This is a genomic window from Candidatus Poriferisocius sp. (assembly GCF_965219815.1).
Taxonomy (GTDB): Bacteria; Actinomycetota; Acidimicrobiia; order Acidimicrobiales; family Bin134; genus Poriferisocius.
Genome location: NZ_OZ244791.1, coordinates 2454585 through 2475769, shown reverse-complemented (window position 1 = coordinate 2475769; position 21185 = coordinate 2454585). Strand labels below are relative to the sequence as shown.

The window sequence follows — 21185 nt, the reverse complement described above, 5'->3', positions numbered from 1 at the left end:
CGTCGGCACCGGTTCTCTTTTCATTCTTCGAGGAGCAGTCGTTGTACGACTTCATCATTGTCGGGGGCGGCTCTGCTGGCTGTGCGTTGGCCAACCGACTGAGTGCGGATGCCGACAACAGCGTTCTGGTACTGGAAGCAGGGCGGCGGGATTACAAGTGGGATGTGTTCATCCACATGCCCGCGGCCCTGGCTTTTCCCATCGGCAGTCGCTTTTACGACTGGAAGTACGAGAGCGAGCCCGAGCCCCACATGGGGGGCCGAAGGGTCTACCACGCCCGGGGCAAGGTTCTGGGCGGTTCCAGCTCGATCAACGGCATGATCTTCCAGCGGGGAAACCCCGCTGACTACAACAAGTGGGCCGCCGAACCCGGCATGGAGGACTGGGACTACCGCCACTGCCTGCCGTACTTCAAGCGCATGGAAACTTGCCTGGCCGGTGGCGACCAATGGCGGGGTGAGGAAGGGCCACTGGTGTTGGAGCGGGGGCCAGCCGACAGCCCTCTGTTCACCGCCTTCTTCAAGGCAGTACAGGAGGCCGGGTACGAACTGACCGATGACGTCAACGGGTACCGCCAAGAGGGCTTTGCCGCGTTTGACCGCAACGTCCACCGGGGACGGCGGCTCTCAGCGTCGCGGGCCTACCTGCACCCGGTGATGCACCGCAAGAACCTCAAGGTGGAGACCGGCACTCTCATCAGCCGAGTGCTGTTCGAGGGCAGCCGAGCGGTTGGCGTCGAGTACCGCCGACGGGGACGCAAGCACACCGCCCGGGGGGGCCAGATCCTGTTGTGTGCGGGGGCATTCGGCTCAGCCCAGCTGCTTCAGCTCTCCGGGGTAGGGCAGGCTGGCCTGCTGGAGTCCTTGGAAATCCCGGTGGTGGCCGAACAGCCCGGGGTGGGAGAGAACCTCCAAGACCACCTGGAGGTGTACGTCCAATACGCCTCCAGCCAGCCGGTTTCCATGCAGCCCCATCTCAAGCTGTGGCGCCGGCCCTGGATCGGCCTGCAATGGCTGGCCCGAAAAGGGCCAGGGGCCACCAACCACTTCGAGGGCGGCGGTTTTGTCCGCTCCAACCCCGACGAGTCCTACCCGAATCTCATGCTCCACTTCCTGCCTTTGGCCATCCGCTACGACGGCTCGTCGCCGAGCAGCGGACACGGCTACCAAGTTCACGTCGGACCCATGTACTCAGACGCCCGGGGCCATCTGCGAATCAAATCGCTCGATCCACGGGTAAAGCCGGCGATTCAGTTCAACTACCTCTCCACAGAGCAGGACCGGCGCGAGTGGGTGGAGACCATCAGAGTGACCCGCAGCATCATGAGCCAACCGGCCTTTGCCGCCTACAACGCGGGCGAGCTGTCCCCGGGCCCCGAAGTCGCCACCGATGGCCAAATCATGGACTGGGTGGCCCGCGACGCCGAGACCGCGCTGCATCCCGCGGGGACGGCTCGCATGGGGTGTGATGATCAGTCAGTCGTGGATCCCGCAACGATGCAGGTTCACGGAACCGAGGGGCTGGCGGTGGTGGACGCCTCGGTGATGCCCACCGTGACCAACGGCAACATCTACGCCCCAGTAATGATGATCGCCGAGAAGGCGGCCGATCTCATCTTGGGCAACCAGCCTCTGGCGCCCCAGGACGCCCCGGTCTACTCGGCCGGGTCGATCAAATCCCGGGCCGCTCCATGATCGGTGATGAGGTTCGAGACCAGGTCGAGCACTTTGCGGCGCTCATCGGCGGTGGGCGGGGCCAAGCCGAACAGGTCGATGAGCCAGAGCCCGTCACCCACAACCCGGGCCAGCAGTGCCTCGGTTTCGTCGAGCCCGTCGTCGTGACGCAGCCGATCCTGCCAGCGCTGGAACGTCGCCCGAGTGCTGTCCAGCAGGTCGTCGTCCACTGCGGCCGCGGCCAGAATCGACACCGCAGTATCAGTGGCCGCCTTGGTCGGTTCCTGCACGTATTCGAGGTAAGCCAGCGCAAACGCTCCCTGGCGGGCATCGATGCCGTCGGCCAGCACATTCAACTCGGTGTCGAGCACCCCCATCACCTGATTGAGCAACCCGATGATCAGCGCGTCCTTGGAGCCGAAGTGGTAGAGGAAGCCGCCCTTGCTCACCCCGGCTCGGGCCGCCACCTTGTCAAGCGTCAGCGACGACACACCCTCTTGTTTGATCACCTCGGTGGCCGCTTGCAGAATCCGATCGCGAGTCAGCACAGCCCGCTCTTGTACCGGCAGATTCCTGGGCCGATCGGCCGCTTCTCCCATTGCCAGGTCAGGGTAGCCCAAACATCTCAGCCCGATCGGTCCTGCCTCCCATGCGGCATCCCCCATTGCGATGTGAGGGGAGCCCAAACCAATACCCGTCTGTCCGGACGGTAAAGTCTGATCCGGGGGGCGGCGATGGACACAGCCAGCGAGACAGCCCAAGTCAGAGTCGAAGGCGTGTGGAAGGTCTTCGGCCGAAGGTCCCGCGAGGCTAGGGCAATGGCCAAGGCCGGTGCCTCCCGGGAGGAGATCCAGACCGCCACGGGCAGCGTGGTGGCCGTTCGCGACATCACCTTCGAGGTGGCCCCGGGTGAGACGTTCGTGGTCATGGGCCTGTCGGGCTCGGGCAAGTCCACCCTCATCCGGTGCGTCTCCCATTTGGTGAAGCCCACCGAGGGAAGGGTCAGGCTGTGCGGCACCGAGCTCACCCGGGCCGACAGCGCCACGCTGCGGAATCTGCGCCGCCAGAAGATGGCAATGGTTTTCCAGCACTTCGGCCTGTTCCCCCATCGCAAGGTGGTGGACAACGTGGCCTACGGACTCGAGGTGCAGGGGGTGGACCGCCAAGACCGCCAAGACCGAGCCAGAGAGCTGCTGGACACGGTCGGTTTGGAGGGCTGGGGCGACCACTATCCCCAGCAGCTCAGCGGCGGCATGCAACAGCGGGTGGGATTGGCCCGAGCCTTGGCCGTGGACCCCGAAGTGCTGTTCTTTGACGAGCCGTTCTCGGCCCTCGACCCGCTCATCCGCCGCGACATGCAAGACGAGCTCATCGACCTCCAGATGAAACTCCAGCGGACGCTGGTGTTCATCACCCACGACTTTGCCGAAGCACTGAAGTTGGCCGACCGGATCGCCATCATGAACGACGGCGCCTTCGTGCAGGTCGGCACACCGGTGGAGATACTCACCAGCCCGGCGGATGACTATGTGCGGGCATTCACCCAGGATGCCCCGGTGGCCAAGGTCTTGCAGGCCTGTTCGCTGATGCGCCCCCTCGACGGCACCGCTGTCGACCCCGGGTGGCCGCAGGTCCCGATGACCACGCCACTGGAGACCGCGCTCCCCCACTTGCTCGGGTCCACCTCTCCTGTGGTGGTGGTCGACGAGGACAATACGCCGGTGGGTCTGCTCCACGGGGACGACGTAGCGGGTGTGATCTCTGAGAACCGCCCATGACGGTGGTGGAGGAGGCCCGCCGCACCGCCAACGGGCTTCGAACCGCGTCGGACAGCCGCCTGGCGCGCTTCATCCTGGCCATCGGCACCATCGTTGTATTGATATTGGTGTTTCGGCTGTCCACGAACTTCGGCGTCTTCCCCGAATCCTGGGACATCGGGCTGGCCGATCCCATCGATCGGGCCCGGCGATGGCTGATCAGCAACCAAACCTCTCATTGGCTGTATACCGTCTTCTTGAATCCCATCACCGACGCCATCGACTGGGGTATCCGTCGGCTGGAGTCCATTCTCAGGTGGTTCCCGTGGTACTCCTACCCGCTGATCACCGGAGTCGGCCTGTGGTGGACCCGTGGGCGGGTGGCCGGAGTGCTGGGCTTGGCCAGCGTGGCCTTGATCGGCATCATCGACCTCTGGGAGGAATCCTTCGCCACCCTGGCCCTGATGGGAGTGTCGGTGCTCATTTCCATGATCATCGGCATTCCGCTGGGCATCGCCGCCTGGCGCAGCGATGCCGTTGCCAGGGTGGTCCGTCCCACATTGGACGCCATGCAAACCATGCCGGGGTTCGTCTACCTCATCCCCTTCGTGCTGCTCTTCGGGGTCGGGCGGGTTCCGGCGTTGATCTCCACAGTGATCTTCGCCCTCGCTCCGGTGGTGAGGCTCACCGAGGTGGGGCTTCGGACCGTTCCCCAGGTCACCGTCGAAGCATCGGAGATGTTCGGGGCCACCGAGCGCCAGACGCTGCGGCTGGTGCGCCTGCCCCAAGCCCGCCCGGCCATCTTCGCAGGCATGAACCAGACCACCATGCTGGCCATGAGCATGGTGGTGATTGCCGCCTTCATCGGCGCGGGCGGTCTGGGCCAAGTGGTGCTAAGGGCCATGCAGAGCATCGAGGTGGGGAAAGCGTCGGAGGCGGGCATCGCCATCGTGATCATGGCCATCGTATTGGACCGCTTCTCCACCGGCATCGCCACCGCGGACCCGCGACACGACGCCCTTGCCCTTCGATGGCTCGCCGTCGCGGTCACCGTGGTGGCTGTTGTCGGGGGCTTGCTCGGCCACAACGAGTTCCCCGAATCGCTGAATTGGCAGTTTGCCCCTTACGTGGACGATGCCACCGATTGGGCTCGGGACAACCTGTACGACATCGGCGGCTCGGGGATCGGGACCGGCCCATTCAGCGACTTTGTCACGCTCCGATTCGTGACCCCGCTGCGCGAGCTGCTCTCGAGCGACATCCCATGGCCTGCCATGATCGGGATAGGGGTGGTCCTTGGACTGTGGGCCCGAGGCATACGCCTAGCCGTCGGTATCGGAGCAGCGTTGTTCGCCATCGGCTTCTTGGGCATGTGGGCGCTGTCGATGGACACTTTGGCCCAGACCATTGTGGCGGTGGCCATCACGCTGATCATCGGCGTGCCGGTGGGGATAATGACCTCGCACAACGATCTGCTGCGAACGGCCTTTAAGCCGGTGCTGGACTTCTTTCAGACAATCCCCAGCTTCGTGCTGCTAGTGCCGGTGATCACCCTTTTCCATGTGGGCCGCATCCCCGGCATCATCGCCTCGGTGATCTACGCCCTGCCGGCCGCGGTCCACTACACCGATTTGGGGCTGCGCCGAGTTCCCGCCGAAGTCCACGAGGCCGCCGAGAGCTTCGGCGCCACCCGCAGCCAGCGCCTCCGCCGAGTGGAGCTGCCGCTGGCCGCGCCAGAGCTGATGGTGGCGGTGAACCAGGTGATCATGCTGATCTTGGCCATGGTGGTGATCGCCGGGCTGGTCGGCGGCGGCGGGCTGGGCCTGGAAGCCGTCCGGGGCCTGCGGCGCAGCGACGCGGTGGGACGGGGATTCGAGGCCGGTATCGCCATCGTGCTGCTGGCCAGCATCCTCGACCGACTCACCCGGGCCATCGCCGACCGCCTCCGCCCTCCGGCTGCGGTCTAATCGATCCCGCCCCGGCAGTTTTCAGCCACTGTCCTCGATCCACGCCGCGGTGGCCGCGGCCTGCTTGGTGCCGTCGAATGAAATGCGCTGGGTGGGCTCCACCTCGAGGATCACCCGCCGAGGAGAGTCCAGAAAACTGGCGAAGTGGCGCTGCATGTCTTCGTCGGGGTGCAGCGCGGCAGCCAACTCGGGGTAGAACCATGCCTTGGTCTCGTCGTCGTCGTGCAGGCGGCAGATGCCCTTGTAGGTCACTGTCTGCCTTTGGGACACCCCCTTGGCGCCGGTGCTGGTCACCACCACGCACACTCGGGGGTCGCGGCGCACCGCGGAGATGCGGGCCCGCTGGGAAGTGGCGGTGAGCCAAAATCGGCCCTGGCGCCAGATGAAGCTCATGATGACCCCAACCGGCCACCCTTCCTTGTTGGCCCAGATAAACGTACACTCGGTCTGAGCGGCCAGCATGGCCTCCTCGGCATCGTTGTCGAGCCACCACTCCGTCACGTCCTCGTAGTCAGCCGACTCGGCATCAGTAGCTGGCTCGTCGCTCATCAGTTCTCCTCGTTGTCAGTTCTCAGCTATCGCCTGCACCTGGGCTCGGGCGATCTTGCCCAAGGGGCTGCGGGGAAAGGCTTCCACAAAGCGGACATCATCGGGGATCTTGTAGGGGGCGAGGTTGGCTCGACACAACGAGAGCAGGTCTTCGACGCCAACGTTCGCACCTGCGGCGGGCTGGACGAAGGCCACCACAGTCTCGCCGAGGCGGGGGTCGGGTCGGCCCACCACGCAGCACTCGGCCACTCGGGCGTCGGCCCCCAGCACTCGCTCGACCTCGGCGGGGTAGATGTTGTTGCCGCCCCGGATGATCATCTGGCTGCGCCGCTCCACGATGTACAGCTCGCCGTCGGCATCGAACCGGCCCAGGTCGCCGGAGTGGACCATGCCGCCCCGCAGGGTCTCGGCCGACAGCTCGGGGCGACCCCAATAGCCCAGCATGGTGCGGTAGACACCGGCCCACGGGCCGTCGCGCCGGGGCCCAAAGCAGATCTCCCCCACCTCGCCCACCGGCATAGGCCGATCATCGTCGTCAAGCACCTGCACTTCGATGTGGGGCAGCGCCTGCCCGCAGCTTCCCTCGATAATCGGGCGGTCGGGGTCTTGACGGGTCACCAGCGTGGGCCCCTCGGTGATTCCCAGGCTGGTGGCCGGCTTGACGCCGAACCGCTCCTCGAACAGGAGTTTCACCGACTCGGGCATCGCCGCGCCCCCTACTCGGGGCTTGGTGAGGGTAGCCAGATCGTCGGGGTGTACCTCGGGATGGATCAGCAGGTCGTAGGCCACGGTGGGCACCACCGCGAAATGCGTGACCCCCTCCCGTTTGATCCACCGGGCCAGTGACACCGGATCGTGGCGGTCGGCAATGGCGCAGGTGGCCAGCGCCTGAATGGTGGTCAGGCCGTGGAGCACCTGGAGGTTCAGGATGGTCAAGGGGTGTACGCACAAGAAAACATCGTCGGCGTCGTAGCTACCCCGGGCCACGGCCACCGCCCCCTGAAGCAGGGCATTGTGCTGGCTATGCATCACCCCTTTGGGGTTGCCGGTGGTGCCCGAGGTGTAGGCGATGGCCGCCAACCCCAGCGGGTCGCACCCGGGCCACGGCTCCATGGGCTGTGCTCCGGCCACCTCCGCCCGCCACTGCTCCAAGCCGACCACCCGGGGTGCGCCCACCTCTTCTGCGGCATTTGAGGTGAGGTAGAGCGAAGGCTCGCAGTCGTCGATCAGATAGCGCTTCTCCGGTGGGGCCAGCACGGTGTGGACCCCCACGAACACCGCCCCCCGGGCCCAGATGCCCATGAGGGCGGTCACGATGTCGATGTCGTTGGCCAGCGATACCGCCACCCGGTCGCCGGCCCGGACCCCCAATTCGTCCAGCGCAGTGGCGGTTCGGGACACTTCGTCGGCCAGCTCGGCGTAGCTCAGCCTCCCCCGGGCTCCCACCAGGGCGGTTTTGTCGGGCACTGCGGCCACCGCCCGTTTCAGCAGCGGACCCAGAGACAGGGGCTCGCCGAAATCGATCGGGGGGACATCCAGCACCGGCCCATGGTAGGCGGCGGGCTCGTTGAGCGGCCTCTATCCTCGGGCCATGAGCGCATCCATCGCATTCGGCACCGGGAAGGTTCCCGAAGACCTCACCACATACGGGGCCTGGGCCCGCCAAGTGGAGAGCTCCGGGTTCTCCATGGTGGTGGCCGGCGACTCCCAGTCGCTGTGGGCCGACCCCTTCCTCACCCTCACCGTGGCCGCCAACCACACCGACAACGCCCTGCTGGCCACCACGGTTACGAACCCCGTCACCCGCCATCCGGCCGCAGCCGCCTCCACCGCAATGGCCCTCCAGCAGATTTCTGGAGGGCGGTTTCGCTACGGGATCGCCTCGGGCGACAGCGCGCTGCTCAATATCGGGGAGAAGCCGGCGACCGTGGACTACCTCCGGGACTACACCGCGGCGGTCAAGGCTCTCAGCAACGGCGAGACGGCCCGCTGGCAGGGCAAAGACCTGCACATGCGCTGGGGCCCCGCCCCGGTCCCGGTGTGGATTGCCGCCGAAGGGCCTCGCACCCAGTACATGGCCGGTCAGATCGCCGACGGGGTGATCCTGTCCAACAGCCTGCCCGCCGACGTGTGCGAGATCGTGCTGGGCAACATCGCCGAAGGGGCCCGCTCGGTGGGCCGGGACCCCGACGAGGTCGAGGTGTGGTGGTTCGCCAACCTGCTGTTCGCCGAATCGGAAGAAGCCGGCCTGGAGCAGATCAAGTTCCTGATCGCGGGCACGGCCAACCACGTGTACCGATTCCACATGGACGGCAAGGGCCTCCCCGAAGACATCAAGCCCCGGGTGGCCGCCATGATGGCCGAGTACGACAGCCGCCACCACGCCTTTGCCGATGGGGCCAACGTCAACGCCGGGCTGGCCGACAAGCACGGCCTCGCCGAGTTCTTGGCCAGCCGCGGCACCATTGCCGGCCCGCCCGAATATTGCATCGACCGCTTGACCGAGTTGGCCGAACGGGGCGTCAACCGAATGGTGCTGGCCCAGTTCATGGACGACAAAGAAGGCTGGATGCGCACCTTCGCCGACACCATCGCCCCCGTGTTCTGCTGATCTGAGGCCCCCCATGTAGGGCCGCTTGAAGAGCCAAAAAGATACCTTCAAGAGCCTCTTGCCAGGGCACTGTTTGTTAGTTATGCTTACAAACTAGTGAGAGGGGCTTCAGACTCCCGGCTGCTGCGGCTGTTGAACGGGCAGCGCATCGTTGATGCCATGTTCGATGCTGCCCCCCAGGGAATCTCCCGGGCAGACATCGCCCGAGTGACGGGGCTGTCCAAGCCGACCGTCTCCAACCTGGTGGCCGATTTGGAATCATCGGGATTGATCCGCCTGGCCGAAACGCCGACTACATCGGGGAACGTTGGCCGACCAGCCATGCTCTACGAGTTTGTGCCGGAAGCAGGGTTTGTTGTGGCCGCCGACATCGGCGCTACCAAGATCATCGTCGGCATCGCCAACCTCTTGGGCGCAGTTGTCGCCGAACAGGAACTGGAGACCGGCCCGGACGCTGACACCGCACTCAACCGTGTCGCGGAAACAGCACATCAGATGCTGTCAGGGATCGGAGGTCGAGCCGGGTCGGCCTGCATCGGCGTCCCCGGCATCTACCGCCCGGCTTCTGACAGCGTCGAGCAGGCCCTGAACCTTCCGGGATTCGAAGGCCTGCGAGTACGGGCGAAGCTCGAAGAGCTCCTCAACATCGATGTCCATGTGGACAACGATGTGAACCTGGCGGCGCTGGCCGAAGCCGACCTGGACATCGACCAAACCAACTTTGTGGCCATCTCGATCGGTACCGGAATCGGAATGGGCATCATCGTGGGCGGAGAGCTGTACCGCGGGGGAACCGGAGCCGCCGGGGAGGTGGGGTCGCTGGTTCTTCATGGCTCCCCCGCCGATTCCAGCGCCCCCCTCATCCTGGAAGAAGTCTCGTCGGCACCCGCCATCCGCAAGCAATTCGGACAGGCCGCTGAATCCGGGTACGCGACAGAACTGCACGGCAGCGCCGACGTTCCGGAGATCTTCGACGCGGCCGCTCAGGGCGACCCGGCAGCCGTACATGTGTTGGAGGACGCGGCCGAAGCCATGGCGACCGCCGTCATGCACGTGTGCCTCGTCGTCGACCCGGAGCGGATTGTCTTCGGCGGCGGCGTGGGCGCCAATCCGGTGTTTGTGGAAGCAGTCAACGCCGAGCTGCGTAGACGGCTATCCCAGCCGGTGGAAGTCTTTGCCTCAACGCTCGGACGGCGGGCCACGTTTCTCGGAGCGGTGGCACGGGCGCTCGACGAGCTGCACGAGTCGCTGGTAACCGACACGCTGGGGCGCCCGCGATGACCCCCGAGGCCGTCGCCGAGTACGTGGATGCCGACGCGGTGGTCGATCTCCTTCAAGAGGCCATCGGCATACCCAGCGTGACCCCTCACGAAGAAGACTTCGCCCGGTGGGTACACGATCAACTGGACGACAACGCCTGGGACCACAGGCTCCTCGCTCCCTTTGAGGGCACCCGGGCCAATGTTTACGCCAGTGTCGGCCATGGGCGCCCATCACTGGTCTTGGCGGGACATCTCGACACCGTGCACGCTGACGACTGGGCAAAACACTGGGCGGGAACCGAGCGGGCCAACCCCTTTGCCGCTTCGATCATCGGCCAAGAAATCTGGGGCCGAGGGTCTGCTGACCAGAAGGCCGGCATCTGCGCCATCTTGGAGGCACTCCGGGCGATCCACCGGTCTGGTTGTCGGCCAACGGGCTCGGTGACTGCGCTTTTCGTATGCGACGAAGAATCAGGCCAACCCGGCAGCGGCATTTCTGCCGGGATGAAAGCGGCAATAGCTGACGGGGAGGTCCAGCAAGACCATCCGGCGGACTTCCTCGTCTACACCGAGCCCACAACCTCGGCCATCTACACCGCGCAAATGGGCTTCTTCATCGCCGACATCGCGCTGACCGGACAGTCGGCGTACTTCGGACGACCGGAACTGGGGGTGGACGCCTTGAAGGCCGGCCATCACCTCCTCACCGCGCTTTGGGAGCATTCCGACAACCTCCGCGCCCAACCAGCGCATCCGCTGATTGGAGAGGCATTCCTGCTCGTTACCGAAGTCCGATCTGGGGAGAGCATCGCAGTGCCCGGGCGGTTCGATCTGTCTTTGATCCGCAAGGTCCTTCCCCGAGAGAGCCTTGACGCAGCGGCGCAATCCATCCGAGACATCACCGCCCAGGTAGCCGCAGATCACGGTGTCGAGGCCTCGGTGGAGTTCACCGCCCCCCGGGACCACTCGGTTGGAGGAACACCCGACGAAACCCCGACTGACCATCCCGCGGTGCAAGCCCTCGGTGCGTCCATCGCCGCAACCACCGGCGATGAGCCCCGCATTGAGGCTGCGCCGTATTGGTCAGAGAAGTCGTTCCTCTCCGCCATCGGCGTGCCCGGTGTGTACTTCGCGCCCGGAGACATCTCGAACGCCCACACACCATTCGAGCGCGTGGAGATTGACGAACTCGTAGCCGCCACCCGCACCTTGGCCCATTTCGTGGCGTCGTGGTGCGGACTCGAACCAGCCCCAACCACCTAAATGCCCAACCACCAATTGAAAGAGGAGAAACCCATGCAACCCCGAAAGAAATCGCGATGGCTCGTACTGGGCGCACTGCTCGCCGTCTTCGTTCTCCTGGCCGCAGCTTGCGGCAACGACGACGACAGCGGCAGCGACCCCACTGCCGCACCCGCAACCGCCGCGCCCACTGCGGCACCCGAACCGCCTGACGAACCCGACCCCGAACCTGAGCCCGAGCCCACCGAGGATGAGGCGCCGGCCATGGAGGCCCCGGTAACCCAGGGGCCGAATGGCGAGACGGCCAGCCCGTCTGGCGACATTGTCCTAACTGCCGATGAACTGGCCCAGGTCCAAGAGGGTGGCTATACCGCGGCCTTGCTCTGGCACATCTCCGGCGCTTTCACCGACGCGGTGAGCCAGGGGGCTCGGGACGCCTTCGCCGAGATGGGCATCGAGGTGGTGGTCGAAACCGAGGCCGGTTTCGACGCCGCCCAGCAGGCCAATGACGTCGAAACCGCCATGGCGCTGAGTCCCGACATCATCCTCAGCCTCACCATCGACCCGGTCTCGGCCGCGGAAGGCTTCCGGCCTGCCGTCGATGCCGGTGTGCAGCTCGTGTTCTTGTCCACGACCCCGGAGGGGTATACGCAGGGCCAGGAATTCGTGGGCGTGGTGACCGATGATCTCGCCGCCATGGGCATTGCCGCCGCCAACCTGCTGGGCAATGCTCTGGGCGGTGAAGGCGAGATCGGCTACATCTTCCACGATGCCCCGTTCTACGTGACCAACCAGCGCGACCAGGCGTTCAAGGCTTGGATCGAGATCAACTTCCCCGGGATCGAGATTGTGGCTGAACAGGGTCTTGCCGATCCGGCTGCCGCAGAAGACATCGCCTCCGCCATGCTGACCCGCAACCCGGGCCTCGACGGCATCTACGCCCCGTGGTCGGCCGGACCGGCCGATGGCGTGCTGGCCGCGCTGCGGGCCGCGGGGGCCAGCGACGTGGCGGTTGTGACCATGGACCTGGACACGAACGTCTCGCTCGACCTTGTGGAGGGCGGCAACATCGTGGGAATCGCGGCTGATGAGGCCTACGAGATCGGACGGACAATGGCCACCGAGGGGGCTTACGGCCTGCTCGGGAAGCAAGCGCCGCCCTTCGTTGTTGTCCCTGCTATCGAGGTAACCGCTGACAACATCGTCGAGGCATACCGGGTGTCGCTGGCCGCCGACCCGCCGCAAGAGGTGCTTGACGCCCTCGGCGGCTAAACCTGAACAGGTGATTCGGAAGTCGATTAGCAAACAGGCCCCGACCGGACTCCCCTCCCCGGTCGGGGCCTGGATCGACCGCTACCGACATGACGGCGGGCTTCGCCAGTATGTCGTCTATTTGGCTTTTGCGCTGATCCTGGCCACGTTCAGCATCCTCCTGCATGACGACGGGTTCCTCAGCTCCTCCAATCTGCTCAACATCGGTCGGCAGGCTGCGCCGATCGCGGTCATGGCGGTGGGGATGGCCTTCGCCCTTGCCGCAGGCGAGATCGACCTCTCGGTTGGCTCGGTGGTGGCGCTGTCATCCCTGGTGGCTGCGGAAATGGTGGGCAACTATGGATTCCTGGCTGGCGCGCTGGCCGCGCTCGGGGCAGCGGCGCTCGTGGGGATGGTGAACGGGCTCATTTCGGTGAAGGTGCGAATCCCGTCCTTTCTGGTCACCCTGGGAATGCTGGGCATCATCAGCGGGATCGCCCGCAATTGGAACGACTTGCAGTCGCTCCCCATTCGCAACGACCGGTTCAGCGGGATTTTCGGCGCGGGAGGTCTGGGTCCTGTCTCCTCGCTTCTGATCTGGATCGTCATTGTCGGAGCGCTGGGACATTTTGCGCTGCACCATCTGCGCTGGGGGCGCCATGTGCTGTCCACCGGTGCCGACCGCGATGCAGCCAACGCAGTCGGAATCAACACCGCTCGGGTGAAGATCTCCGCGCTGGTGGTCAGCGCGACCGCGGCGGGCTTCGCCGGGATTCTTCTCGCCGGTCGCCTCAGCATCGGCCGTCACGATCTAGGGGAGGACTACCTGCTCACCGTCATCGCCGCGGTGGTGATCGGCGGAACTAACTTGTTCGGCGGCCGGGCATCCATACTTGGAGCTGTCACCGGCGCCCTCATCATGGCCATGCTCAACAACGGCCTCATCCTCATGGGGCTCGAAGTGGCCGACCAGCTCATCGCCCGGGGTGTGATCATCATCTTGGCCGTGGCCCTGAGCATGCGAGAAGCCAAGGAGCTCTGACGGTGTTCCTGCGACCCCTGATGGACAAGAACCCGGCCTTTGTGGAGGCGGTTGTGGCGCTGCACCGGGCCGGTTCCCTTCCCGCCAACAGCTACGCATTGGACCTCGACGCCATGGCCGCCAACACCTCGCATCTCATGGGTGAGGCGAGGGCGCTTGGGCTGAGCGTGTACGCCATGACCAAGCAGGTGGGAAGGGCGCCGGGCGCACTCGAAGCAATATCTGGCGCGGGGGTTGACGGCTATGTGGCGGTGGACATGGCCTGCGCCCGGCCCATTGCCGCCCACGGGCACAATCTCGGACACCTCGGACATCTCGTGCAGGTGCCCGCGGCCGAAACCGGCGAAGCCGCGGCCATGCAGCCCGACTACTGGACGGTGTTCTCGCCCAACAAGGCTACAGAAGTCTCGGCTGCGGCCACCCGCCTCGGACGGGTCCAAGATCTGCTGGTACGGGTGTTCGCTCCCGGCGACGAGTTCTACTCGGGCCACGAGGGTGGCGTCCCGCTCGAAGAGTTGCCCAGAGTGCTCGACCACATCAGCGGGCTGCCAGGGGTCCGGTTTGCCGGCCTTACCACGTTCCCGGCGCTGCTCTTCGACCCGGACAGCGGCGGGGCACGAACCACTCCCAACATGGCCACCCTGGCTCAGGCCGCAGAAACCGCCCAACAGCACATCGGCCATGAAGACCAAGGGACGCTCCAGATCAATGCCCCGGGCACCACGTCAACGGCGGTGCTGGCCCAGCTTGCCGAGGCGGGCGCCACGCAAGTGGAACCGGGCCATGGCCTCACCGGAACCACACCCCTGCATGCGGTTCGCGACCTGCCCGAACAACCCGCGGTTTGCTATGTCAGCGAGATAGCCCACATCCATCAGGGCATCCCGTTCTGCTTCGGCGGCGGTCTCTACATCGACCCCGTATTCGGCGACTACCAGCCCACTGCCGTTGTCGCTCACGACCCGAGCGAGGCGGCAACAAAGGCGATGCCCGTGGACATGCCCGACCCTGCCGCCATCGACTACTACGCCAAGCTGAGGCCTGAACCGGGTCGCATCGTCAACGAGGGCGACACCGTGGTCTTCGGCTTCCGCATCCAGGCCTTTGTGACCAGGGCATTTGTCGTCGGCGTTGCCGGTGTGCGGTCGGGAGCGGCGTCGGTGGCCGGTGTCTGGGATGTGCTGGGCAACCCTGTGGCCTGGAAGGGCCAGCGATGAGTACGGCCCCAGCGTTGGTCGCCTCCGGAATCTCCAAGTCATTCCGAGCTGTGCAGGCCCTCGACGAGGTGTCCATCGAACTGCACCACGGCCGGGTCACTGCCCTGCTGGGCGACAACGGCGCAGGAAAATCAACCCTGGTGAAGTGCATCTCCGGCCTGTACCAGCCTGACGCTGGCCGCATATTCGTTCAGGGGTCAGAGCACCGCATCGGCTCCTCCCGCCACGCCCGAGAACTGGGCATTGAAACCGTTCATCAAACGCTGTCGGTGATCGACCCGCTTGATGTGGCAGAGAACCTCTTCTTGAATCGAGAGCACACCCGAGGGGGATGGTTGGGGGCCCGCATCGGCCTGCTCGACAAACGGCGCATGCGCAACGAATGCGCCGACACGCTTGCTCGTCTCGACATTCGAATTCCCTCGCTGCGGCGCTCGGTTGGCTCGCTTTCCGGCGGGCAGCGCCAAGCCGTTGCCATTGGCCGGGCAGTTGCCTGGGGCCAGCAGATCGTCTTGCTCGACGAGCCCGCTGCCGCCCTCGGAGTCGAGCAGACCCAGAGAGTTCTGGATCTCATCATCAACCTGCGTGACCAAGGGGTAGCAGTGCTGCTCATCACCCACAACATGGACCGGGTACTGGCTGTTTGCGACCAGGCAGTCGTGCTCTACCAAGGCCGGAAGTGCGCCGAAGTAGACGTGGCCGACGTCACGAAAGACGACCTGGTGTCATACATAACCGGGGCCCGCAGCACCGGCTGACGCTCCGGGGTCTAGTCGTGCAGGTCTTCATCGCCGCGGATGCCGCAGAGGCGGCCGACAAAGCAGCCGACATTGTGGAGAACGTCGTCCGGTCGCGACCTCGGCCGCGCCTCGGGATGGCGACCGGCAGCACCATGGTCGGCGTCTACCAATCGCTAGTCGATCGGTACCAGGCCGGGGGGCTCAGCTTTGCTGAAACGTCCATCTATTTGCTTGACGAGTACGTCGGCCTCGACTGCGACCATCCGCAGGCATTCCGAAACGTGATCAGGGCAGGTCTCGCCGACCTCGTCGATCTGAGAGATGACGCATTGTTCGGACCCGACGGGAGCTCACCCGACCTCGAGGCCGAGGCTCAGCGCTACGAGCAGCTTGTCACTGAGGCCTGCATCGACATCCAACTTCTCGGTATCGGCGGCAACGGGCACATCGCCTTCAACGAACCAGGCTCTTCATTCGAAGGGCTATCAAGCGTCGTCACGTTGAGCGAGAAGACCCGACGGGACAACGCCCGGTTCTTCGCCTCGATTGACGATGTCCCCCGCCAGGCGATATCTCAGGGAATCGGAACCATCTTGCGAGCAAGAGCGATACTTCTAGTAGCACTCGGTGCCCACAAGGCCCGTCCAATCTGTGATGCCCTCATAGGACCCGTTTCGATTGAGTCTCCGGCCTCGGCTATTCGACTGCACCCCGACGTCTCCGTGGTCCTAGATGCTGGGGCGGCTTCGCTGTTACCAGCGGCCAGGTCGGAAAGCTGACCTCCGACTACACCAAATCCAGCAGATGGCCGAGGCGTTGTTGTTTGGTGCGGAGGTAGTCCAGGTTCTCGCTTCTGGGGGGCACTTCCAGGGGAATCCGGCGGGCAATCTCCAGGCCGAAGGAGGCCAAGCCGTCGTGTTTGGTGGGGTTGTTGGTCATCAGCGCCACTCGCGTGACCCCCAGCTCGGCCAGTATGGCCGCCCCGATGCCGTAGGTGCGGTCGTCCACCGGTAGCCCCAACTCCAAGTTGGCGTCCACCGTGTCCCGGCCCTGATCCTGAAGGGCATAGGCCTGCATCTTGTGCCCGATGCCGATGCCCCTTCCCTCATGGCCCCGCATGTACACCAGCACTCCGGTGCCGCAGGCCGCGATGGCATCCATGGCCGCGTGCAGCTGAGCCCCGCAGTCGCAGCGCCAAGAGCCGAACACATCCCCAGTGAGACACTCGCTGTGTACCCGCACCAAGACCTCGTCGGCTCCCGTTATGTCGCCGAGGGTGAACGCCACGTGCTCCTCGCCGTCGTCCATCGACTCGAAGGCGTGACAGGCGAATCGACCCCATCTCATAGGCACTTCGGTGGTGGCTATCAGCCTGATCTTTGGTTGGCGTCCCATTAGCTGGCCCCGAGAGTACCCCTGCCAGCAGCGAAACTGGCAGCCCAAGGGGACTATGTGCTGGCAAAGGAGATCTCGGCTTTGCCAAAGCAAGGGGGAGAGCCCAAGCGACATACGCTCTGGTCATGCGGTTCGGGGTGATGATGCAGACCACCGACCGGTCGATGTCGCCGGTGCGCCTGGCCCATGAAGCAGAGGCCCGAGGATACGCCTGCATCTACCTGCCCGAGCACACCCACATCCCCACCAGCCGCCGCACACCGCCCCCCACCGGCGAGGAAGTGCTGCCCGAGACCTACTTGCGCACCTTGGACCCCTATATCGCTTTGGCGGCCTGCGCCCAGGCCACCGAGTCCGTGGGACTGGGAGTTGGGGTCGCCCTGCCCGCCCAACACGATCCCATCACCTTTGCCAAGCAGTGCGCCACCCTCGATTGGATGAGCGGGGGTCGCCTGGTGCTGGGCGTGGGCTACGGCTGGAATCACGAGGAGATGGAGAACCACGGCATCGACGTTCGACGGCGCCGAGCCCTGGTACGCGAGCACATGCTCTGTGCCCAGGCGCTCTGGGGCAACGAGGTCGCCGAGTTCCATGGAGAATTCGTTCACATGGAACCCTCGTGGAGCTGGCCCAAGCCCATCCAGCAGCCCCGCATCCGCACCATCGTCGGCGCTGCCCCCGGCCCAACCACCTTCGCCCACATAGCCGAGTTCGGCGACGGCTGGATGCCCATTGGCGGCGCCGGAATGCGAGCTGCTCTGGCCGAGTTGGCGGAGGCCATGGCGGTGGCCGGACGCAGCCTCGACGAGCTGGAGCTCGTCACCTACGGCACTCACCCCGACCCCGGCAAGCTGGCCTACTACCGGGACATCGGCATCACCGAGGTGGTGCTGCGATTCCCCCACGGCGGCTCAGCCGACGAAGTACTGCCGGGGCTGGACGACTACACCCGCTGGATTGAAGAGTTCGGGTAAGCGAGCTGGCTATTCCTCACCGATGTCGAGCACAGTGCGGACCACGCCGCCGGTGTCCAGCTCATCAAGAGCAGCGGTGACGTCATTGAGGGGGCGGTGCTGGGTGATCAGCTCGTCGAGCAGGAGCTCGCCGGAACGGTAGAGATCGAAGATCCACGGAAAGTCCCGAGCGGGCGAGGAGTTGCCGTACATGCTGCCGGTGAGCGCCTTGCCGAAATAGATCTCGGTAGCGTCGATGTGGAATGGGGTCCCCGCGGGCGGCCCGCCCACCATCACGGCCAACCCGCCCATGCCGATCGAGTTCCAGGCGTTCTTATAGGTGGCTCCGGTGCCGATCACCTCGAAGGCGTAGTCGGCGCCTCTGCCTCCAGTCAGCTCCATTACCGCAGCCACGGGATCGTCGTCGGTGGCGTTCAAAGTACGGGTGGCGCCGAATCTCTCGGCCAGAGCCAACTTGTCATCCAGCAAGTCCACCGCCACGATCTCGGCTGCGCCCATGAGGCGACAGCCCTGGATGACGTTTAGGCCGACACCGCCACAGCCGTAGACCACACAGGTGCTGCCCCGGCGGACCTGGGCGGTGTTGACGGCCGAACCCACCCCTGTGGGAACGCCACAACCCACCAGGCAGGCCACGTCCAAGCCCACATCGTCGGGCACTCTCACCGCCTTGGAGAAGTGAACCACGGCGTGCTCGGCAAACGAGCCCACCGTGCAGAACGAGTGGTGGACCTCGCCGTCCTTTTCGAAGCGATGGCCACCGTCGTAGTAGGTGCCGATGGGGAACGCGGGCAGCACCTGGCAGCGGTTGGCGAAACCCGCGGCGCACGACCGGCATCGACCACAACTGGCCACCAGCGACAGCACCACCCGGTCGCCGGACTTGATCCCGGTGACGCCCTCCCCCACATCCTCCACTACCCCGGCCCCTTCGTGGCCCAAGATCATGGGGGTTTCCCAGTCCCGGCTGCCGTGGTACACGTGCAGGTCGCTGTGGCAGATCCCGCTGTGGGTGATCCGCACCAGCACGTCTTGGGGGGCCAGGTTGCAGATGTCCAATTCGACGATGTCCAGCGGGACATTCGGCTCCCGATACACCGCAGCCCGGGTCTTCATGCCTGTGTCTCCCTTTCCGCCAACCATTCCCGCAGCTCCCGGACGCCCCAGTGCCAGCGGTATTCCCCGATACCCGGCTCGCCCTCGTAGCTCCAATCCACGAAGCCGTTGCACGAGAACGCGTTGGCGGACACCTTCTCAATGGTGCGGGCCACCCTGCCCTCGAAACAGTGGCTGCGGCCCCGCTCGTCGACGATCTCATAGACCAGTGCAGTGGTGCGATAGCCGTCGAGCTCGAACCGGCCCGTCCCCTCGGCGATGCGGAGAATGTCCCCGCCATCCAACAGGTAGCCGTGCGTGATCACGCAGGAATCAGGAGTGTCATTGCGGGTCTGGACCAGGAAGTGGAAATCGTCGCCCCAATGGCCGTCATCGAAGTTGCCGCAGCCCAACCGAGCCACCGATTCCCGACGGGGGCCCCACGAGTGATCGCGGTTGACCGCGCAGTCCACCTCAAACCTCACGCCGTTCACCACCGCCTCCCCCGAAACGTGCAGGGTCTGGTCGATATGGCCGTGGGCCAGGACCGCATCTGAGCGCTGGATCGACCCGAACCCCTCCCCCGCTCCCGCCACTTTGGTCTCTCCCACCTCCACCGGCGGCATCAACGCGGTGTACTCCAAGTCGAACACCGTCCCGTCGATGCCGTCGTAGCGGACTTCCCAGCGCTGGAACGCCTCGGTCTGGCGCACGGCGATGCCGTTGTCCAGGCGGTAGTCGTCCAGGTTGTGGGGCGGCATGGGCATGGCAAAGCGGTCCTCGTGCATATCGTTGGCCAAGGCCCCGGTGGCGCCCAGCCCTCGGTTGGAATACACGAACACGTTGGCCCCCACCACTCCCAGCGTGGGCCGCCACATCGAGCGCAGGTGCCCGACCATCGCCTCCTCAGGCACGAAGAAGCAGAACCAGTTGGTCTCCACCCAATTCCAGTCCCGAAAGCGGGGCTCGTGAAGAAACCGGTCTCTTCGACTCAGCCGAGTCCCCGGGGCCTGAATGCTCTCTCCCATCGACCTCCGACCGTACTCCTCGAGCACGGCCCAGCACGCAATGGATCAGCCGGAGCCGAGATCGAGGCCGGCGAAACCGCGGGACCGGATGACCGTGATCGCCCAAAAGACAGCCAGCAATCCCCCGTACACCAGCACCACGAACCGCATGGACACCAGGTCGCCCAAGAATCCCCCGAGGAACGCGCCGATAGGCAGCCCGGAAAGCACCGACATCAGCCACACCGACATGACCCGGCCTCGAAACTGCTCGTCCACCTGCACTTGCAGGGCGCTGTTCATGGTCACGCCATGGGCCATATGGCCCGCTCCGAAGATCAAGTACCCCAACAGGCCGATAACCAGCCAAGAAGTCGCCCCGGTAACCAACACCCCGACGGCATACACCCCCACTGCTGTCATCTCGACCCGGGATCGGGCGTGGCGATCGCCGTACCTGGTCACGTACAGCGCGGCCAGCATCGACCCGAAACCGAACGTCGCAGTGAGCCAGCCCAGCCCGCCATCACTGAGAGCGAACACATCGTCAGCCACGCTCTCCACCAGGGCGAACGCGAAGACCGCTCCGACACTGGCCACGACGAACGAGGTGAACATCACCAGGCGCATGGCAGGACGGCGCCTGACGTAATCCAAACCGTGGCGGAACTGCAACCAGAACGGCTCTTGCTCAATCGGTTCCGTGGCCCGAAGCCTCATCGGAGCCATCAAGGCCAAACCCAAGCCGAAGCCCACAATGGTCACCGCGAACGCCGGTCCCGGACCCCAATTGAGCAAAGTGAGCCCGGCCAGCGCCGGGCCTAGCGCACGCCCGGCGGTGAACGACAGCGACACGAAGCGCACCGCCGACAAGAGATCTTCGGGCGGCACCAACAGCACGGTCATTGCCTGGGTGGGGGCCCACTGGAACCCCGATGCCACCCCCACCACCACCTGGATGCCGATCATCAGCCACGGGGTGAGGAGGTCGGCGGTGAACAGTGCCAAGAATACCGCCGAGCAGGCTAGTTGGGTGAAGAATGATCCGAACAAGAGGGCCTTACGGCTCATCCGGTCGCTCCAGATACCGGCCACCGGGGTCATGAACAGCGACGGGATCAGCACCGCGAACGCCGAGCTGCCCACCCACCAATTCGAGTCGGTCAGCTGGTTCATGTAGAAGGGCACCGCCAGCGACTGCATGAACTGCCCGGTGGTGGCAATGGACACGCCGATGAAGAACAGCCGGAATTCCCGATGAGACAGGGCGCGAAGCGGAGAAGACGGGACAGACACGGTTAGCCGACAGTAGTTGGCCAGATGATGAATCTGGTCGTCTCCTCTCTGCTACTTCCCCCAATGATGAATCTGGTCGTCCCCGGTCGGTGTGCCAACATCGGCCA

General features: G+C 65.1%; 19 protein-coding genes. 12 read left to right on the top strand and 7 right to left on the bottom strand.

All coding sequences use genetic code 11. From position 1 onward, the window contains the following. Nucleotides 1–41 precede the first annotated feature (41 nt). On the top strand, nt 42–1694 hold the full coding sequence (gene betA / locus ACOQPI_RS11880; RefSeq protein WP_420619843.1) for a choline dehydrogenase: 1653 nt from the start codon (nt 42–44) through the stop codon (nt 1692–1694). Here the strand turns inward: betA and ACOQPI_RS11875 are convergent. Further along, a complete protein-coding gene (locus ACOQPI_RS11875) occupies nt 1655–2221 on the bottom strand; it encodes a TetR/AcrR family transcriptional regulator (RefSeq protein WP_420619842.1) in 567 nt (188 codons plus the stop codon). The two genes, betA and ACOQPI_RS11875, sit on opposite strands and share 40 nt — an antisense overlap. Before the next feature lie 270 nt (nt 2222–2491). Here ACOQPI_RS11875 and ACOQPI_RS11870 point away from each other — a divergent pair, with 270 nt between their 5' ends. Then, nucleotides 2492–3451, top strand: a complete 960-nt coding sequence (locus ACOQPI_RS11870) for a quaternary amine ABC transporter ATP-binding protein (RefSeq protein WP_420619841.1) — start codon at nt 2492–2494, stop codon at nt 3449–3451. Then, a complete protein-coding gene (locus ACOQPI_RS11865) occupies nt 3448–5397 on the top strand; it encodes an ABC transporter permease (protein ID WP_420619840.1) in 1950 nt (649 codons plus the stop codon). The genes ACOQPI_RS11870 and ACOQPI_RS11865 overlap by 4 nt, the downstream gene beginning before the upstream one ends. A 21-nt stretch (nt 5398–5418) precedes the next feature. Here ACOQPI_RS11865 and ACOQPI_RS11860 read toward each other — a convergent pair whose 3' ends face one another. Further along, on the bottom strand, nt 5419–5946 hold the full coding sequence (locus ACOQPI_RS11860; RefSeq protein WP_420619839.1) for a pyridoxamine 5'-phosphate oxidase family protein: 528 nt from the start codon (nt 5944–5946) through the stop codon (nt 5419–5421). A gap of 15 nt (nt 5947–5961) precedes the next feature. After that, complete coding sequence (locus ACOQPI_RS11855; RefSeq protein WP_420619838.1) at nt 5962–7488, bottom strand: class I adenylate-forming enzyme family protein; 1527 nt, start codon at nt 7486–7488, stop codon at nt 5962–5964. Nucleotides 7489–7537: 49 nt separating this feature from the next. Between ACOQPI_RS11855 and ACOQPI_RS11850 the strand changes: the two genes are divergently transcribed. The 8 genes from ACOQPI_RS11850 to ACOQPI_RS11815 all read left to right on the top strand — a co-directional run bounded on the left by ACOQPI_RS11850 (nt 7538) and on the right by ACOQPI_RS11815 (nt 16090). After that, entirely contained in the window at nt 7538–8557 is a 1020-nt protein-coding gene (locus tag ACOQPI_RS11850; protein ID WP_420619837.1) for an LLM class flavin-dependent oxidoreductase, read from the top strand. 96 nt (nt 8558–8653) lie between these two features. After that, on the top strand, nt 8654–9838 hold the full coding sequence (locus ACOQPI_RS11845; protein WP_420619836.1) for an ROK family transcriptional regulator: 1185 nt from the start codon (nt 8654–8656) through the stop codon (nt 9836–9838). Beyond that, entirely contained in the window at nt 9835–11082 is a 1248-nt protein-coding gene (locus ACOQPI_RS11840) for a M20 family metallopeptidase (protein ID WP_420619835.1), read from the top strand. The genes ACOQPI_RS11845 and ACOQPI_RS11840 overlap by 4 nt, the downstream gene beginning before the upstream one ends. Before the next feature lie 33 nt (nt 11083–11115). Then, nucleotides 11116–12333 (top strand): substrate-binding domain-containing protein, encoded by a 1218-nt coding sequence (locus tag ACOQPI_RS11835; protein WP_420619834.1) that lies wholly within the window; start codon nt 11116–11118, stop codon nt 12331–12333. 10 nt (nt 12334–12343) lie between these two features. Further along, nucleotides 12344–13354, top strand: a complete 1011-nt coding sequence (locus ACOQPI_RS11830) for an ABC transporter permease (protein WP_420619833.1) — start codon at nt 12344–12346, stop codon at nt 13352–13354. Between the two features lie 2 nt (nt 13355–13356). Continuing rightward, complete coding sequence (locus ACOQPI_RS11825) at nt 13357–14571, top strand: alanine racemase (protein ID WP_420619832.1); 1215 nt, start codon at nt 13357–13359, stop codon at nt 14569–14571. After that, nucleotides 14568–15329, top strand: a complete 762-nt coding sequence (locus tag ACOQPI_RS11820) for an ATP-binding cassette domain-containing protein (RefSeq protein WP_420619831.1) — start codon at nt 14568–14570, stop codon at nt 15327–15329. Before ACOQPI_RS11825 ends, ACOQPI_RS11820 begins: the two co-directional genes overlap by 4 nt. A 17-nt stretch (nt 15330–15346) precedes the next feature. Next, nucleotides 15347–16090 carry a glucosamine-6-phosphate deaminase gene (locus tag ACOQPI_RS11815; RefSeq protein ID WP_420619830.1) on the top strand — a complete coding sequence of 248 codons (744 nt, stop codon included), beginning with the start codon at nt 15347–15349 and terminating at the stop codon, nt 16088–16090. A 7-nt stretch (nt 16091–16097) separates the two neighbouring features. Here the strand turns inward: ACOQPI_RS11815 and ribA are convergent, their stop codons facing one another. After that, on the bottom strand, nt 16098–16706 hold the full coding sequence (ribA, locus tag ACOQPI_RS11810) for a GTP cyclohydrolase II (RefSeq protein WP_420619829.1): 609 nt from the start codon (nt 16704–16706) through the stop codon (nt 16098–16100). Nucleotides 16707–16831: 125 nt separating this feature from the next. Between ribA and ACOQPI_RS11805 the strand changes: the two genes are divergently transcribed. Further along, entirely contained in the window at nt 16832–17680 is an 849-nt protein-coding gene (locus tag ACOQPI_RS11805) for a TIGR03619 family F420-dependent LLM class oxidoreductase (protein WP_420619828.1), read from the top strand. Between the two features lie 9 nt (nt 17681–17689). Here the strand turns inward: ACOQPI_RS11805 and ACOQPI_RS11800 are convergent, their stop codons facing one another. From ACOQPI_RS11800 to ACOQPI_RS11790, 3 genes are read right to left on the bottom strand one after another with little or no spacing between them, the layout of a single operon-like run. After that, entirely contained in the window at nt 17690–18796 is a 1107-nt protein-coding gene (locus ACOQPI_RS11800) for a Zn-dependent alcohol dehydrogenase (RefSeq protein ID WP_420619827.1), read from the bottom strand. Further along, a complete protein-coding gene (locus ACOQPI_RS11795) occupies nt 18793–19803 on the bottom strand; it encodes a hypothetical protein (protein ID WP_420619826.1) in 1011 nt (336 codons plus the stop codon). Before ACOQPI_RS11795 ends, ACOQPI_RS11800 begins: the two co-directional genes overlap by 4 nt. Nucleotides 19804–19848: 45 nt before the next feature. Next, a complete protein-coding gene (locus ACOQPI_RS11790; RefSeq protein ID WP_420619825.1) occupies nt 19849–21078 on the bottom strand; it encodes an MFS transporter in 1230 nt (409 codons plus the stop codon). Between the last annotated feature and the right edge of the window lie 107 nt (nt 21079–21185).

What these genes read in the sequence shown, in the direction of transcription:
- ACOQPI_RS11860 (WP_420619839.1), bottom strand. Translation starts at nt 5,946, where the DNA reads ATGAGCGACGAGCCAGCTACTGATGCCGAGTCGGCTGACTACGAGGAC.
- ACOQPI_RS11870 (WP_420619841.1), top strand. Translation starts at nt 2,492, where the DNA reads ATGGCCAAGGCCGGTGCCTCCCGGGAGGAGATCCAGACCGCCACGGGC.
- ACOQPI_RS11840 (WP_420619835.1), top strand. Translation starts at nt 9,835, where the DNA reads ATGACCCCCGAGGCCGTCGCCGAGTACGTGGATGCCGACGCGGTGGTC.
- ACOQPI_RS11835 (WP_420619834.1), top strand. Translation starts at nt 11,116, where the DNA reads ATGCAACCCCGAAAGAAATCGCGATGGCTCGTACTGGGCGCACTGCTC.
- ACOQPI_RS11850 (WP_420619837.1), top strand. Translation starts at nt 7,538, where the DNA reads ATGAGCGCATCCATCGCATTCGGCACCGGGAAGGTTCCCGAAGACCTC.
- ACOQPI_RS11805 (WP_420619828.1), top strand. Translation starts at nt 16,832, where the DNA reads ATGCGGTTCGGGGTGATGATGCAGACCACCGACCGGTCGATGTCGCCG.
- ACOQPI_RS11865 (WP_420619840.1), top strand. Translation starts at nt 3,448, where the DNA reads ATGACGGTGGTGGAGGAGGCCCGCCGCACCGCCAACGGGCTTCGAACC.
- ACOQPI_RS11800 (WP_420619827.1), bottom strand. Translation starts at nt 18,796, where the DNA reads ATGAAGACCCGGGCTGCGGTGTATCGGGAGCCGAATGTCCCGCTGGAC.
- ACOQPI_RS11795 (WP_420619826.1), bottom strand. Translation starts at nt 19,803, where the DNA reads ATGGGAGAGAGCATTCAGGCCCCGGGGACTCGGCTGAGTCGAAGAGAC.
- ACOQPI_RS11820 (WP_420619831.1), top strand. Translation starts at nt 14,568, where the DNA reads ATGAGTACGGCCCCAGCGTTGGTCGCCTCCGGAATCTCCAAGTCATTC.
- ribA (WP_420619829.1), bottom strand. Translation starts at nt 16,706, where the DNA reads ATGGGACGCCAACCAAAGATCAGGCTGATAGCCACCACCGAAGTGCCT.